At 64.7% G+C, this 14,735-nt stretch carries 12 protein-coding genes; 7 read left to right on the top strand and 5 right to left on the bottom strand.

Annotated elements, in window-relative coordinates:
* The first annotated feature begins 95 nt into the window (after positions 1-95).
* Positions 96-1,028 (top strand): LysR family transcriptional regulator, encoded by a 933-nt coding sequence (locus CAF70_RS13360; RefSeq protein ID WP_085625239.1) that lies wholly within the window; start codon positions 96-98, stop codon positions 1,026-1,028.
* Positions 1,029-1,052: 24 nt separating this feature from the next.
* Here CAF70_RS13360 and CAF70_RS13365 read toward each other — a convergent pair whose 3' ends face one another.
* The 3 genes from CAF70_RS13365 to CAF70_RS13375 form a co-directional block, all read right to left on the bottom strand.
* On the bottom strand, positions 1,053-2,306 hold the full coding sequence (locus CAF70_RS13365; protein ID WP_085625240.1) for an MFS transporter: 1,254 nt from the start codon (positions 2,304-2,306) through the stop codon (positions 1,053-1,055).
* A 102-nt stretch (positions 2,307-2,408) separates the two neighbouring features.
* On the bottom strand, positions 2,409-3,575 hold the full coding sequence (locus tag CAF70_RS13370) for an acyl-CoA dehydrogenase family protein (protein WP_085625241.1): 1,167 nt from the start codon (positions 3,573-3,575) through the stop codon (positions 2,409-2,411).
* Between the two features lie 14 nt (positions 3,576-3,589).
* The gene (locus CAF70_RS13375; protein WP_085625242.1) at positions 3,590-5,137 is read right to left on the bottom strand and encodes an AMP-binding protein; all 1,548 of its coding nucleotides are present in this window, start codon (positions 5,135-5,137) and stop codon (positions 3,590-3,592) included.
* A 236-nt stretch (positions 5,138-5,373) separates the two neighbouring features.
* Here CAF70_RS13375 and CAF70_RS13380 point away from each other — a divergent pair, with 236 nt between their 5' ends.
* Positions 5,374-6,156, top strand: a complete 783-nt coding sequence (locus tag CAF70_RS13380; RefSeq protein WP_015269467.1) for an aldolase — start codon at positions 5,374-5,376, stop codon at positions 6,154-6,156.
* A 44-nt stretch (positions 6,157-6,200) separates the two neighbouring features.
* Positions 6,201-7,088, top strand: a complete 888-nt coding sequence (locus CAF70_RS13385; RefSeq protein WP_085625243.1) for a dihydrodipicolinate synthase family protein — start codon at positions 6,201-6,203, stop codon at positions 7,086-7,088.
* 37 nt (positions 7,089-7,125) lie between these two features.
* On the opposite strand, the gene CAF70_RS13390 is transcribed toward CAF70_RS13385, so the two are convergent.
* Positions 7,126-8,637, bottom strand: coding sequence for a PLP-dependent aminotransferase family protein (locus tag CAF70_RS13390; RefSeq protein ID WP_085625244.1), 1,512 nt, complete (start codon positions 8,635-8,637; stop codon positions 7,126-7,128).
* A gap of 101 nt (positions 8,638-8,738) precedes the next feature.
* On the opposite strand from CAF70_RS13390, the gene CAF70_RS13395 reads away from it, so the two are divergent.
* Both CAF70_RS13395 and CAF70_RS13400 read left to right on the top strand, forming a co-directional pair.
* On the top strand, positions 8,739-9,953 hold the full coding sequence (locus tag CAF70_RS13395; protein ID WP_085625245.1) for a benzoate/H(+) symporter BenE family transporter: 1,215 nt from the start codon (positions 8,739-8,741) through the stop codon (positions 9,951-9,953).
* Between the two features lie 59 nt (positions 9,954-10,012).
* Positions 10,013-11,209 carry an MFS transporter gene (locus CAF70_RS13400; protein WP_085625246.1) on the top strand — a complete coding sequence of 399 codons (1,197 nt, stop codon included), beginning with the start codon at positions 10,013-10,015 and terminating at the stop codon, positions 11,207-11,209.
* Positions 11,210-11,276: 67 nt separating this feature from the next.
* Here the strand turns inward: CAF70_RS13400 and CAF70_RS13405 are convergent, their stop codons facing one another.
* Positions 11,277-12,584, bottom strand: a complete 1,308-nt coding sequence (locus tag CAF70_RS13405; RefSeq protein WP_085625247.1) for a DUF2235 domain-containing protein — start codon at positions 12,582-12,584, stop codon at positions 11,277-11,279.
* Positions 12,585-12,816: 232 nt separating this feature from the next.
* On the opposite strand from CAF70_RS13405, the gene CAF70_RS13410 reads away from it, so the two are divergent.
* Positions 12,817-13,776, top strand: a complete 960-nt coding sequence (locus tag CAF70_RS13410) for a MoxR family ATPase (RefSeq protein WP_013971644.1) — start codon at positions 12,817-12,819, stop codon at positions 13,774-13,776.
* Positions 13,777-13,780: 4 nt separating this feature from the next.
* The gene (locus tag CAF70_RS13415; protein WP_085625248.1) at positions 13,781-14,725 is read left to right on the top strand and encodes a DUF58 domain-containing protein; all 945 of its coding nucleotides are present in this window, start codon (positions 13,781-13,783) and stop codon (positions 14,723-14,725) included.
* The last annotated feature ends 10 nt before the right edge of the window (positions 14,726-14,735 follow it).

Here is a 14,735-nt window from a genome sequence, read left to right on the forward strand (position 1 = left end):
TCCGGTGTTCCCCGATACTAAGTAGGCCACTAGAGCTGAACAAATAACGTCTCTCGATAGTTGCCATACCACTTCGGCATAGCCTGAGAATTGCCATGACTTTGAAACAGCTGCGTTACCTGATTGCCATTGTCGAAGCCGGCAGTTTCTCCAACGCCGCGCGGCACGCGTTCATTGCCCAGCCGGCATTGAGCCGTCAGATAGGACTGCTGGAAAGCGAACTGGAAATACAGTTGCTGGCGCGCCAGCATGACGGCATCGAGCTGACCGATGCAGGGCGCCAGCTGTACGAAGTGGCACGCTCGGTGATACAGAAGCTTGATTCGGTGAAGGACGAACTCAAGTCCAGCCGCGGCAACCCCAAGGGCCACGTGGCCATCTCGATTCCGGCCACGGCTTCGGCGCTGCTGTTGCCAGCCATCATCACCCAGGCGCAGGCGCGCTTTCCTGGTATCAAGCTCACCGTATGGGACGGCCTTAGCCGCGAAGGCGGCCAGGCGATCGAGCTGGGCAAGGTGGATTTCGGTGTGGTGCCCAATGCCGAGGAGCTGGCGAACGTTGTCGCCGAGCCCGTGTTCTCCGAAGACCTGTACTGGGTCGGCCTGCCTGCGCATGGTCCGGACGATTCACCGATCACCCTGGCCGAGGCCGCGTCGAGCCGGCTGGTAATGCCGCCGCGCAGCCTGCACCTGCGCAGGCGCATCGAGCAGGCGGCCATGGAAACCGGCGTGGCCCTGGATTCAAGCTATGAACAGCAGTCTGCACCCGGCATAGCCAGCCTGGTGCGCGCCGGCCTGGCAGCGACTATCAGCAACTGGCCGCCATTGCTGGACCTGGCCGCCCCGGCCAGCGCGCGGCTGATCGTGGAACCGCGCATCACTCGTACCATTGCCCTGGCCCATTCGCAGCACAAGCCATTGTCGTTCGCCGCCGCCTGCATGCGCGACCTGGTGCGCGGGCTGCTCGTGGATGCGGTGCGCAGCGAGCGCTGGAAAGGCACCCTGATCGAGCGTGCCCCCCTCCCGTAGCAGAGCCTCTGAACGCAGCGCAGGTCAGGCCCGGGCCAGCGCAGCCGTGCCCACCTGCAGCAGCCGTTGGCGGGTTTTCTGAGGGTCCATCCATACCAACCCTGTCAACCCGGCAATGACCAGCACCGCCCCGCATACCAGGAAGCCCTGGCCATACCCCGCCGGGTGATCGGCTCCGGCGCCCTGCACCAGAAACCCCGTGACGATGGGTGCCGCCAGCCCGGCCAGCGAAGCGATACCATTGCCGATAGCAAGGATACCGCCACGCTGCCCGCTGGGCGTGAACTCCGCCAGCATGGCTGGCCCCACCGAGTACATGACCAGCGCCAGCCCGCCACTGAAAGTCAGGCTCATGATTCGCTCGACATTCCCCAGGCCCGGCAGGAACAATGCCGCCGACAGCAACCCGCTGGCAATCAGGCACAGGGACACGAAGGCTCCGCGCGACCAGCGTGTCGCCACCCCGGCGCGCATCATGCGCTGCGACAGCCAGGCCATGAACAGGCTCAGCGGCGTGGTCACCACCACGAAAAGCACGAACACCCGACCGGTCATGATCGGGTCGATGCCCAACCCGGTCTCCAGATAACTTGGCACCCACGTCAAGGTCAGGGCCAGCGACCAATTGGCGGCGAAGTGGCACAGGTAATTGCCCAGCACGGTGCGGTCGCCGAGCAGACGGCGGTAGGCGATGTGCGCCTGTTCTTCCCTGGGCTGACCGGGGCGGCCGCGGTCAAGAGTACCCTCGCGCCCCAATACCCACCACAGCACGCACCACGCCGCACCGATCAAGGCCAGCACGATGAAGTTCATGCGCCAGCCATAGTGCACGCTTATCCATGGAATCATTGCGCCTGCCACCAGCAGCCCAAGTGCACTACCGGTATGCAACAACGCCACCGGCAAGTTGCGCCGGTCGTTGGGGAACCACTTGTACAAGGCATGGGTTGCCACCGGTGACGCCGGCCCTTCGCCGATGCCCAACAGCACCCGGCAAGCGACAATCGCCCACAGGGAGGTGACGAACAGCATGGGCAACTGGATCAGCGCCCAGAACGCACCCATGCCCAACAGCAGAGTGCGGGTCGGCCGGCGGTTGGCCATGAAGCCACCGACCACTGCAGAGATGGCGAAGAACCAGTGCAGCGCGCCGCCCACCAGGCCGAACTCGGCAGGGGACAAACCCAGTTCCCTGGACATGGGTACCGCTACAAGGCCGATGACCACCTTGTCCAGGAAGTTCACCAGCATAAGCAGTGCCAGCAGTACCGCAATCATCCAGGCCGTGCCTGCACGCGCGCGGGAGTCAGTATGAGTCATGTCGATCTCTCTTATTGTTCTTGTGGGAGAGCCCGGCCACTCGAGACCGGGCGTGCAGTTTCACTGCTCGGGCATGAGCACGCCCTTGGCAATGGTGTTGCGCTGGATTTCGCTGGTCCCGGTAAGAATGCGCATCATACGGGTCGCACGGAAGATCCACTCCACCGGGTTGCCCCGCAACAGCCCGGCCCCCCCATGAATCTGCACCGCGCGGTCGGCGATACGGAAGGCCGTTTCCGATACGAACAGCTTGCACATCGGCGCCTGGGTGCGGATATCGCCACCGGCGTCGTTCACCGCGGCAGTGGCATATACCATGCTGCGTGCCGCGTGCAGTTCGGTGGCCATGTCGGCGATCATGTGATTGATCGACTGGAACATCGCGATCGGCTGACCAAACTGCTTGCGTGTGCGGGCGTAGTCGACCGTCAGGTTCAGCGCCAGGCCCGCCAGGCCCAGCATGGTTGGGCAATGCAGCAGACGATTGAGAGTGATGCGCCCCATTGCCAGCTTGAAGCCCTGCCCCTCCTCGCCAATTCGGTTGGCCACCGGCACTCGCACCTCATCGAGAAGGATGTCGCCATGGGCGCCGCCACCGGACATGACCGAGTAATCGCTTTCCACCCGCACGCCCGGCGCATCCAGCTCGACAAAGAACGCCGAGATCCCCTGGGCGCCACGCCCGGGGCCGGTGACCGCGAGCAGTATTGCGATATCGGCATAAGGCGCCCCGGAAATGTAGCGCTTGGCCCCGCTCAGCACGTAATGCTCGCCGTCGCGCCGGGCGGTAGTCCTGATCGCCGTTGCATCGGACCCGGCTTCACTTTCGGTCAACGCGAAGCACACAGCCTTTTCGGCTCGGCACACCGGCTGCAAGAAAGCCTCGATCTGGGCCGGACTGGCCACCTTGAACAGGTGGCCGACTCGCGGCGGCCCGGAAAGCTCGCCGAGAATGTGCGGCGCCAGCATAGAGCCCGTCAGCACCGTGGCCTCCTTCACCGCACACAGGTCGGACACGCTCAAACCCGCACCGCCAATGGTTTCGGGCAGCATGATGTTGTAGAAGCCCTGCTCGCACGAGCGTTGCCACACCTGTTGCAGCACCTCACGCGGGTGCGGTTCGGCCCAGCTGAGGCCGGCGCGTTGTTCCAGGGGCAGGATTTCGTTGCGAACGAAGCCGCCGATGGCCTCGATGATCTGTTTGGCCTTTTCGCTTGGCTGATACATGGCAATTCCTCAGGTCAGATGCGGCGTTCGCTGTTTTGCCAGTAGGCGTCTCGAATCAGGCGGCGCACCACCTTGCCGTTGGGGTTCTTCGGCAGCTCGCTGACGAAGTCCACCCCACGCGGTTTCTTGAACCCGGCAAGAGCCTGGGCGCAATGCTCGATCACCTCGTGCTCCTGTAACTGCATGCCGGGCTTGAGCACGATCACTGCCCGCACCGCTTCGCCCCACTGCTCGTCGGGCACGCCCACCACGGCAGCCTCGAACACTTGCGGCAGGCTGTAGAGCACCTGTTCGACTTCGCTGGGGTAGATGTTGAAGCCACCGGAAATGATCATTTCCTTCTTGCGGTCGACGATGAACACGTAACCCTGCTGGTCCACCGTGGCCAGGTCGCCGGTGAGGTAGTAGCCATTACGCATAACCTCGGCGGTGAGATGCGGTGCGCGCCAGTAGCCTTGCATGATGTCCGGTCCCTTGACCACGATCTCGCCCACCTCGCCTGGCTGGACATCGCGGAAATCGTCGTCCACTACACGCAGGTCGGTCTCGAAGTAGCATCGTCCGCACGAGGCCAGCCGGCGGTAGTCGCCGCCTTCGCACAGGTGGTCCTGCTCGGTCAGCACCGTCACCAGCGAGCAGGTTTCGCCAGCGCCGTAGCCCTGGGCCAGAATCGGCCCGAACACTTCGATAGCCCGCTTGACCAGCGCTGGCGCCATTGGCGCTGCGCCATACATCACCAGGCGCAGGCTGCTCAGGTCATAGCGCTCGACCCCGGGGAAATTGACCAGACGGTTGATCATGGCCGGCACCAGGAACAACCGGGTCACGCCCTCGCGCTGGATAGTCTCGAGCAGCAACTGGTCATCGTAGCGTTCCAGCAACAGACTGCAGGCCCCCACCGCCAGCAGCGGCATCAGCTGCATGCCGCTGGCATGGGTGATGGGGCCGACATGGGCCATGATGTCGCCTGGGCCGGCACGCCGGGTGGGGCTGGCGATGCTCTTGCGGATCAGCGCCTTGCGGTTGCCGACGCTGAGCATTGCTGCCTTGAGCACACCGGAGCTGCCCGAGGTGTAGTGCAATACAGCCAATGCATCGTCAGGCAGATCGCAACTGACCGGCTCGCTGCTGCCTTGGGCCAGCAACGCGCCGTAGCCGATGTCGCCGCCCTGCTCGCCGAGGGTAACGATCAGGCGTAGCGCAGGCACCTCCTGCCTGCGCGCCAGCAAAGCCTCGGCAGCTTGCGGGTCGGCGATCAGCGCGACGCTGCAGGCGTCGTTCAGTACCTGGATCACTTCATCCAGCGCCAGGCGTGCATTGACCGGGACCTTGACCAGGCCGGCCTTGTAGAAAGCCACCTCAGCCTCCACCAGCTCGACCCGGTTGGGAGCCAGGATCGCGACATGTTCGCCGCCGGCAATGCCATGGGCCAACAAGGCCGAGGCCAATTGATTGGTCCGCTGTTCAAGCTGGGCGAAAGTGAGGCGGGTGTGGCGGTCGATCACCGCCAAGCGCTCGGGCCAGTATCTTGCACTTCGACTGGTTAGGGTTGCGAGGTTCACGTTGTTGTTCTCGTCGCGGTTAAGACCCGGTCGATGCTAAACAGCGTGCGGTCCGAGCAAGTAATACCAGTTACGTATGCGGGCCATAACGGTTTGCACTGGACCACATCGCATGAACGGCAGTGACGATGACACATCGCTTGCAAATGACACTTTGTGTCATTAATATCGATTTTGTGTCCTGATAGCGCTTCGCGCCAATCAGCCCGTATAGGCCCTTCATGCAGGTACAGCCCATGACGACCACCATGCAGACCCCCAAGGACCAGCTCGTCAAACTCGCCCAGCAGCAGATGCTGACAGCGCTGGCCGACAACACCTACACCCCTCGACAAAAACTCGCCCTCACCTGCCGCATTCTGTTCGACGGCGGCCACGATTCCGGCCTGGCCGGGCAGATCACCGCCCGCGCCGAGCAGCCTGGCACCTACTACACGCAACAACTTGGCCTGGGCTTCGACGAGATCGCCGCTTCCAACCTGCTGGTGGTCGACGAAGACCTCACCGTGCTGCAAGGCCGCGGCATGGCCAACCCGGCCAACCGCTTCCATAGCTGGCTGTACCGCGCACGCCCCGACGTCAATTGCATCATCCACACCCACCCACTGCACAGCGCCGCCCTGTCGATGCTGGAAGTGCCACTGGCAATCTCGCACATGGACCTTTGCCCACTGTTCGACGACTGCGCGTTCCTCAAGGAATGGCCTGGCGTACCTGTGGGCAACGAAGAAGGTGAAATCATCTCCAGGGCGATCGGCGACAAGCGCGCGATCCTGCTTTCCCACCACGGCTTGCTGATCGCCGGCCGCTCGATCGAGGAAGCCTGCGTCCTTGCCATGCTGTTCGAGCGCGCGGCAAAGATGCAGCTGCTGGCCATGGGCGCCGGTGAAATTCGCCCGATTCCGGATGCCCTGGGCAAGGAAGCCCACGACTGGATCTCCACCCCCAAACGTCATGGTGCCGCGTTCAGCTATTACGCGCGCCGTGCCTTGCGTGCCCATGGCGACTGCCTGGGCTGACTGAAGCTGTACTCTTTCCCCAACAACGGCAAAGGTGCCTGGTTATGTCTACACCTGTAATTCGCGGCGTTATCGGCTACACCATCACTCCCTTCACGGCAGACGGCGCGCTCGACCTGGATGCCCTGGGCCTGTCCATCGACCGCCTGATAAAAGACGGCGTGCACGCCATCGCACCGCTGGGCAGCACCGGCGAAGGCGCCTACCTGTCCGACAGCGAATGGGAAACCGTGGTGCGCTTCAGCCAGGCGCGCATTGCCGGCCGCGTGCCCAGCGTGGTCAGCGTCTCCGACCTGACCACCGCGCGCACCGTGCAACGCGCCCGCCTGGCACAGGCATGCGGTGCCACGGCGGTGATGGTGCTGCCCATCTCCTACTGGAAGCTCACCGAAGCCGAAGTGGTTGCCCATTACAAGGCGGTGGGTACGGCCATCGACATTCCGATCATGCTCTACAACAACCCGGGCACCAGCGGCACCGACCTGTCGGTGGAGCTGATCCTGCGCATTCTCGGCGAAGTGCCCAATGTGACCATGGTCAAGGAAAGCACCGGCGACATCCAGCGCATGCACCGCCTGTTCAAGGCCACCGATGGCCAGGTGGCCTTCTACAACGGTTGCAATCCGCTCACACTGGAAGCCCTGGTAGCTGGCGCCACAGGCTGGTGCACCGCCGCGCCCAACCTGATCCCGGCGCTGAACCTGGCGCTGTGGGACGCAGTGCAGCAAGGCAACCTGGCCGAAGCCCGCGCGCTGTTCTACCGCCAGTACGAACTGCTGGAGTACATCACTCGCCGTGGCCTGCCCACCACCATCAAGGCCGGTTTGAACATGCTCGGCCACGCTGTCGGCGCTGCACGCCTGCCCCTGCAGCCGCTGGATGCGCAAGGCAGCGACCATCTGAAAAGCCTGCTGGTAGAACTGGCCAACTGACCGCGACAACTGCCCGGTGGCGTCCTGCTGCCGGGCCTCAGCGCAACAGCCTTGCGCCGCCTTGGCTGGCCTCGACCTGGTGCAATACCTTCGCCAGTTTCGCCACGGCCAGCGCCAGCTCGCCCGGGGTATGCGCCGCAAACCCCATCAACACTCCCGCCTCCCCCCTCGACGACGCATACAGGGCACTGAGCCCCAACAGGTCGATGCCTGCTGCCTGCGCCGCCTTCACCACCTGTTCTTCAGGCATCGGCCTGGTGAATACACAGGGCATCTGCATGCCACCCGCCGGCACGCGCGCGACAACAAAGTCGGACAACTGCGCCTGCACCAGCGCCGCCAGGGCATCGCGGCGCTCGGCATAGATCGCCCGCATCAAACGCACATGGGCACCGAAGTGCCCACCTTCGATGAACCTGGCCAGGGTCAGTTGTGCCAACGATGCCGTATGCCCGTCCTGCAACGTCCTCGCTGCGGTCATCGGCCCGACCAGTTGCGGCGGCAGGACCATGTAGGCAATGCGCAAGCCGGCGAACAGCGACTTGGTGAACGTGCCGATGTAGACCGTCCGGTCGTGGGCATCCAGGCCTTGCACGCAGGCGGTGGGCTTGCCGGCATAGTGAAACTCGCTGTCGTAGTCGTCCTCGATGATCCAGGCGCGTTGTTGACGTGCCCACTCGATCACCGCCAGGCGCCGGTCCAGGGACAAGGTCACGCCGGTGGGGAACTGGTGCGAAGGGGTCAGGAAAACCGCCCTGGCATGGGCGGCCAAACGCGGGATCTGCGCCACCTGCATGCCATCCGGGTCCACGGCTACGGGGATGCACTGCAAGCCCGCAACAGCTAGCGCCTTCCTGGCCCCGTGGTACGCCGGGTCTTCGATTACCACCTGGTCGCCGGCATCGGCCAGCACGTGGGCACACAGGCTGAACGCCTGTTGCGAACTGGTGAGGATGAGCACGCGATCGGCCGTGGCCTGTGCGCCACGCTCGAGATTGACGTAATCGGCAATCGCCCGCCGCAGTGGCTCGGTGCCTTGCGCGTTGCTGTGCAGCAGCGCCTGGGTGCCATGTTCCTTGAATACCTGCCGCTGCAGCTTTTCCCAGGTCTGCAAGGGGAAGTTGCGCGTTTCTGCCACACCCGGCGCAAACGGGCGCGGTGAGAAGAAGTTGCGCACCCCGCCGTCCTGGCACAGCGCCTGCCCCCGGCGGCTGAGCGCTGGCGGCTCGCCCAGGGCTTGTACCCGTCGGCTGCGGGCGCGCGCTGGCAGTTGCTGCGCACGCGGTGAAACGAAACTGCCGCTGCCTACCCGGCGCTCGATGAAGCCCTCGGCATGCAACTGGCCATAAGCGGCCTCCACCGTGTCGCGCGACACCGTCAGCGAGGTCGCCAACGCGCGGGAGGCAGGCAGGGCCTTCCCTACCGGCAACGCCCCTTCGAGAATCAGCTGGCGTATCGCCCGCTGGATCCGTACGTGCAAGGGCAGCGATCGGCGCGTCGGGTCGCTGATCCAGGCTTTCACTGATTCCAGCTGTGCATGTTTGAACATTGGTATGGCCAGATATGAAAAAGTGGCTGGGCTAATCCGTCCATTCTAGCGCTATAAAAACCGGGCTTTCCAACCCTTGTGCCAGATCACCGGAGCCCCCCATGGACGCGCCTGCACATACCGCTTCAACCCCGCTACGGCTGACCGACATCCTTCACCCCGTGGTGGCAGGAATCGTTTCGGTCATTGTCAATTACGGCGGCACCTTCATCCTGGTGTTCCAGGCCGCCAGGCTGGCCGGGCTGAGCCCGGAACTGACCTCGTCATGGGTCTGGGCCGTGTCGATCGGCGTCGGCCTCAGTGGCCTGGCCCTGTCCTGGTACAGCCGCGAACCGGTGATCACCGCCTGGTCCACGCCGGCCGCGGCGTTCCTGGTCACGGCGTTGGCCAGCGTGCCCTACAGCGAGGCCATTGGTGCCTACCTGCTGTCGGCCGCCGGTTTCGTGATACTGGGGCTGACCGGTTGTTTCGAGCGTCTGGTGCGGGTCATTCCCGGCGGGATTGCCGCCGGGTTGCTGGCAGGTATCCTGTTGCAGTTCGGTATCGGTGCATTCGGTGGCCTGTCGGTCGACCCCGCGCTGGCCGGGTTGCTGATTGCGGCCTATGTGGCGTTCAAACGTTTTACCGCCCGCTATGCCGTGCCAGGCATTCTGCTGCTGGGCCTGGGCTACCTGCTACTCCAGGGCCAGGTGGACCTGGCGACACTCAAGCTGGAATTCGCCTCGCCGGTGTTCACCGTGCCCACCTTCTCCGTAAACGCCGCCCTGAGTGTGGCCCTGCCGTTGTTCCTGATCACCCTCACCGGCCAGTACATGCCCGGCATGCTGGTGCTGCGCAACGACGGTTTCAAGACCAGCGCCAACCCGATCGTGGCGGTCACCGGCCTAGGGTCTTTGCTGATGGCACCGTTCGGCTCCCACGCCTTCAACATCGCGGCCATCACCGCCGCCATCTGCACCGGCAAGGAAGCCCACGAAGACCCGGACAAACGCTGGGTCGCGGGTATCGCTGCCGGTGTCTGCTACATCCTCGTGGGGGTGTTCGGAGTCAGCCTGGCCAGTGTGTTCATGGCCCTGCCGGCCACCTTCATCACCACGTTGGCCGGCCTTGCACTGCTGGGCACCATCGGCACCAGCCTGGCCAGCGCAATGGTCGATGCCCGTTCGCGCGAAGCAGCACTGATCACTTTCCTGGCGGCGGCGGCCAACATCAGCCTGTTTGGCATAGGTGGGGCGTTCTGGGGGCTGGTCATAGGCTTGCTGGCCTATGCCGTACTGAACGGCCGATTCCCCGGTTTCAGCCACTCTCCCCGGTAAGCGGGGTTTCCCTTGCCCTGCCGTGCGCCAGGTGCGCACGCCCTGCAACAGGTATCGACATGCCCAAAGCTGGCCCCAAGCTTCTCACCCAGATTGCTGCCGTGCACTTCGTCAGCCATGTGCACATCATGCTGATCCCGGCGCTGCTACCCGTACTCCCCAGCTTGCTGGGGGTAGGGTTCGTCGAACTCGGCGTGGCCCTGGCCGTGTTCAACATCGTTTCCGCCCTGGTGCAGGCGCCGCTGGGCTATGCCGTCGACCACTACGGTGCGCGCAAGGTGCTCAAGGCAGGCTTGCTGCTAGGCAGCTTCAGCTTCCTGCTGGTTGCTGTCAGCCCCGGCTACACGCTGCTGTTGGTGGCGATGGCCCTGGCCGGCCTGGCCAATGGCGTGTACCACCCGGCCGACTATGCGCTGCTGGCCAACGGCATCGAACAAGGCCGCCTGGGGCGGTCGTTCTCGATCCATACTTTTGCCGGCTTCCTCGGCTCGGCGGTAACGCCAGCGGTGTTTCTCGGCATCGCCGCCGTATGCGGCACGCAGGCAGCCCTGGCGGCAGGCGCGGCAGTGGGGCTGGCCGCCTTGCTGTTGATATCGGTGCCAGGCAGTGGCGTCTATCAGGTCGCCAGGCCTGCAATCACAGCCAGCGCTGGCCCCGCAACAGCCCGTGTACGACTGTTCACCCCCATGCTCGGGGTACTGACGGTGCTGTTCATGTTGCTCAACCTGAGCACCAGTGCCATCGAGAAATTCTCCGTAGCCGCGCTCGTCCAGGGCCAAGGCCTGACTCTGGCCTGGGCCAACACGGCGCTCACGGCGTTTCTGCTCAGCAGTGCCGTGGGTGTGCTATGCGGCGGAGCACTGGCTGACCGGACCCGACGTCATGGCCTGGTGGCGGCATTGGCCTTTGCCCTGGCCGCGGCACTGACGGCGCTGGTGGCCCTGGGGCTACTTCGTGGCTGGGGGTTGGTGGTGGTTCTCGGTGCCATTGGCTTGCTGACCGGGATCATCGCCCCATCGAGGGACATGCTGGTGAAGGCGGCGGCACCGAGCGGCGCCGAGGGCAAAGCGTTCGGGTTGGTCTCGACCGGCTTCAGCATCGGCGGTGCCCTCGGGCCAGTGGCGTTTGGCTGGATGCTCGACCAACGCCTGCCTCATGGCATCTTCATGGCATCGATCGTGTTCATGCTGCTGACGGTGCTGCTGACCTTGGCACAGGAAGCGTATTCGGCCAGGAAACGCCGATGCCCTGCATGAACCCTGGGCCCGGCGCAAATCCCTGTGGGAGCGGGCGCGCCCGCTCCCACAGGGAGAATTCGAGCAATCAAGACGCCGGGCTCGCATGCACCACCCGCCCACCTGCACCCGGCCGATTGACGAACAGCACATCCAGCACACTGCTGTGCAACCCTTTCAACGCATTCCAGTTCGCGGATGCATGCACGTACCTGTCCCGCAACAATCGCTGCTCATCCTCGGTCATCCCGGGCTGTTCGCATTCACCCAGGGCAAACGCATGCAACTTGCGGCTGATGCCCAGTAGTTCATCCGGCAGCCGATGCTCGGCCTGCCCGCCCAGTTGCGCAAACGGCACACCAGCGCGCACCGCCAGCTCCCGCATGATGCTCAGGTACACCCGGGACAGCTGACCGGCCACTTCCCGTTCGCGGTATACCGCCGCATAGACCTGTTTTTGCGCCTCGCCAGGCAGGCCACCGGCAATCGGTACCTCCCAGGCCAGCACCCGCGGCCTGGGCGCGCCCATTTCACCAAACGACGACGCCAGCAACGCACTGACCGAGGCATGCACACGTGTATGCTCGGCGCGCATACCCACCGGCACCCGCTGAGACTGCGGTTTGCACAGTAGCACCTGCTCCTGCGTGATAGCTGGGTAACCACCACCGATGTTCGAGTGCACGCCCGGCAACACGATGTCATGGCCACTGCCAACCAGCGGGAAATTGTGCCGCTGCTCGTCGCCCGCCACCAGTTGCACCACTTGCCGGGCAATGCCCACGCCCAGTCCCAGGCGCAAGCCACCATGGCGGTCGTCGGCGGGGTCAAAATCGCCTTGCAGCGGCGCAATGATCGCCGCCACCGTGTCGAACAGGCCGATGAAGTTGATGCCAATGCCGCAGTGCACAGCCAAGCGCTCGCCGCCGCCATCGTGCAGGAGGTTGGCCAGATGCCGCACCGCCGCCGCGCCCCTGCTGAAACCGAACAGGTCGAACTCGACCCGCTCGAGCCTTGCCTGTGGGTGCGCCTGGCCCCACTCCCGCAGTTGCCCGGCAATCCCCGCCAAGGCCTCGTCGACCCGCGCCTCGGCCCCCCTGCGCCCACACCCGGTGGCCGAGGCATAGGCATGGTCCGCCTCCCCGGCCAGGGTGCCTACGCCCTCGACATAGCGCTTCAGAAAAGCCATGGTTCCGTCAGCATTGGCCCCCTGCGTCGGGTACAGCGCATGCAACAGGGCGACGTTGCTCAAGGCGTTGGCATAACTGGCCCCCTTGCTCCCCGGCGCATCCACCGGCATCACATTGTTCAGGTTGTTACCGGTGCCATCGAAGAACACGCCAAAACGCAGGGTGACCGGCGAGGTGCGTGCAGTGCTACAGCTGTTCAGGTCCATCCTCATGTCTCCTGCTTGTACAAAAAGCACAAGCAGGCGCCAGCACGCTGCTGCAGACCATCAGCCAATGGCCAGCCATATGCAGGACATTTCCGCAGCTGCATGGCCCCCGGCAAGGATAAATTTCCCTGCCGCCATTGGTCGCCACCCCCCCGGATGGATTAAAGTATCACCCCTTGCCAGGGCAGTTGCCTCCAGCCGCCTGCGGCCCCACACCAGGAAACCGTCACCGATGGAACACCGTGAAGCGCTGATCGCGCTGCGCACCTTTCTTTCTTCCCAGATCCTAGGCCAGGAGAAACTGGTCGAGCGGCTGTTGATCGTGCTCCTGGCCGACGGCCACATGCTGGTCGAAGGGGCGCCGGGCCTGGCCAAGACAAAAGCCATCAAAGAGCTCGCCGAGGGCATCGAGGCGCAGTTCCATCGCATCCAGTTCACCCCCGACCTGCTCCCGGCCGACATCACGGGCACCGAAATCTACCGCCCGGAAACCGGCAGCTTCGTGTTCCAGCAGGGGCCGATCTTCCACAACCTGGTGCTGGCCGACGAAATCAACCGCGCCCCGGCCAAGGTGCAGTCGGCGCTGCTCGAAGCCATGGCCGAACGCCAGGTCAGCGTGGGGCGCAGCACCTACGACCTGTCGCCGCTGTTCCTGGTCATGGCCACGCAGAACCCGATCGAGCAGGAAGGCACCTACCCGCTGCCCGAAGCCCAGCTCGACCGCTTCCTGATGCACGTGAAAATCGGTTTCCCCGACGCGGCGGTAGAGCGGCGCATCCTGTTGCAGGCCCGTGGCGAAGCGCTGGGCGGCGAGACCAAGCCCGAGCGCCGGGTCAGCCAGCAGGCCATCTTTGCTGCCCGCAAGGAAATCCTCGGCCTGTACATGGCCGACGCGGTGGAGGAATACCTGGTGCAACTGGTGATGGCCACCCGCACCCCGGCCAAGTTCGACGCGGAACTGGCCGACTGGATTGCCTATGGTGCCAGCCCGCGTGGTTCCATTTCGCTGGACCGTTGCGCGCGCGCCCACGCCTGGCTGGCGGGGCGCGATTTCGTCAGCCCCGAAGACATCCAGGCGGTGCTGTTCGACGTACTGCGCCACCGCATCATCCTCTCGTTCGAGGCCGAGGCGGCGGGGATCGACCAGGACCGCGTGGTCCAGCGCATCCTCGACGTCGTCGCCGTTGCCTGAGCCCATGCCCACTGCGTCGCTGTCCGAACCCGGCATCCGCATCGGCCTTGCCGAGCTGATCGACATGCGCCACCGCGTGCGCGAAATCCAGCTGTTTTCCCGGCCTGGCCAGCGCAGCCCGCTGGTGGGCCTGCACCACTCCAAGCTGCGCGGGCGCGGCGTGGATTTCGACCAGGTGCGCGTGTACCAGGCCGGCGACGATGTGCGCAACATCGACTGGCGGGTCACCGCGCGTACCCAGGAGCCGCACACCAAGCTGTTCCACGAAGAGCGCGAACGGCCCATCTTCATCCTCGTCGAGCAGAGCCAGCGGCTGTTCTTCGGCTCGGGGCTGATGTTCAAGTCGGTACTGGCGGCCCAGGCTGCGGCGCTGTTCGGCTGGGCCGCACTGGGCCACAACGACCGCATCGGCGGGTTGGTGTTCGGCGACAACGAACACCATGAGATCAAGCCCCGGCGCAGCAAGCAGAGCCTGCTGCAACTGCTCAACCGCCTGGCCAAGGTCAACCAGGCGCTGCACACCGAGGCCAACCCCGGCGCCGACAGCCTCGGCCTGGCCCTGCGCCGCGCCCGCGAAGTGCTGCGCCCTGGCAGCCTGGCAATCGTGATCTGCGATGAACGTTCGCTCAGCGCCCAGGTCGAGCAGCACCTGGCCATGCTCTCGCGCCATTGCGATTTGCTGCTGATGCCAGTGTCCGACCCACTCGACCACGCCCTGCCCGCCGCCGGCCTGCTGCGCTTCGCCCAACGCAGCGCGCAGCTGGAGCTCGACACCCTGGACGCCAACCTGCGCCAGGCCTACCGCCAGCAGGCCGAAGCGCGCATCGAGCGCTGGGAGCTGATGGCGCAAAAGCTGCGCGTGCTGCTGATGCCCCTGAGCACCCAAAGCGAAATGATCGAGCAGCTGCGCGAATACCTGAACGCCCAGCGGCCACGGAGCGCGTCATGAAGAGCAGCGG

This window comes from Pseudomonas sp. B19(2017), assembly GCF_002113165.1.
Classification (GTDB): domain Bacteria; phylum Pseudomonadota; class Gammaproteobacteria; order Pseudomonadales; family Pseudomonadaceae; genus Aquipseudomonas.

What these genes read in the sequence shown, in the direction of transcription:
- CAF70_RS13400 (WP_085625246.1), top strand. Translation starts at nt 10,013, where the DNA reads ATGCCCAAAGCTGGCCCCAAGCTTCTCACCCAGATTGCTGCCGTGCAC.
- CAF70_RS13385 (WP_085625243.1), top strand. Translation starts at nt 6,201, where the DNA reads ATGTCTACACCTGTAATTCGCGGCGTTATCGGCTACACCATCACTCCC.
- CAF70_RS13365 (WP_085625240.1), bottom strand. Translation starts at nt 2,306, where the DNA reads ATGATTGCGGTACTGCTGGCACTGCTTATGCTGGTGAACTTCCTGGAC.
- CAF70_RS13360 (WP_085625239.1), top strand. Translation starts at nt 96, where the DNA reads ATGACTTTGAAACAGCTGCGTTACCTGATTGCCATTGTCGAAGCCGGC.
- CAF70_RS13390 (WP_085625244.1), bottom strand. Translation starts at nt 8,637, where the DNA reads ATGTTCAAACATGCACAGCTGGAATCAGTGAAAGCCTGGATCAGCGAC.
- CAF70_RS13410 (WP_013971644.1), top strand. Translation starts at nt 12,817, where the DNA reads ATGGAACACCGTGAAGCGCTGATCGCGCTGCGCACCTTTCTTTCTTCC.
- CAF70_RS13405 (WP_085625247.1), bottom strand. Translation starts at nt 12,584, where the DNA reads ATGGACCTGAACAGCTGTAGCACTGCACGCACCTCGCCGGTCACCCTG.
- CAF70_RS13370 (WP_085625241.1), bottom strand. Translation starts at nt 3,575, where the DNA reads ATGTATCAGCCAAGCGAAAAGGCCAAACAGATCATCGAGGCCATCGGC.
- CAF70_RS13415 (WP_085625248.1), top strand. Translation starts at nt 13,781, where the DNA reads ATGCCCACTGCGTCGCTGTCCGAACCCGGCATCCGCATCGGCCTTGCC.
- CAF70_RS13380 (WP_015269467.1), top strand. Translation starts at nt 5,374, where the DNA reads ATGACGACCACCATGCAGACCCCCAAGGACCAGCTCGTCAAACTCGCC.
- CAF70_RS13395 (WP_085625245.1), top strand. Translation starts at nt 8,739, where the DNA reads ATGGACGCGCCTGCACATACCGCTTCAACCCCGCTACGGCTGACCGAC.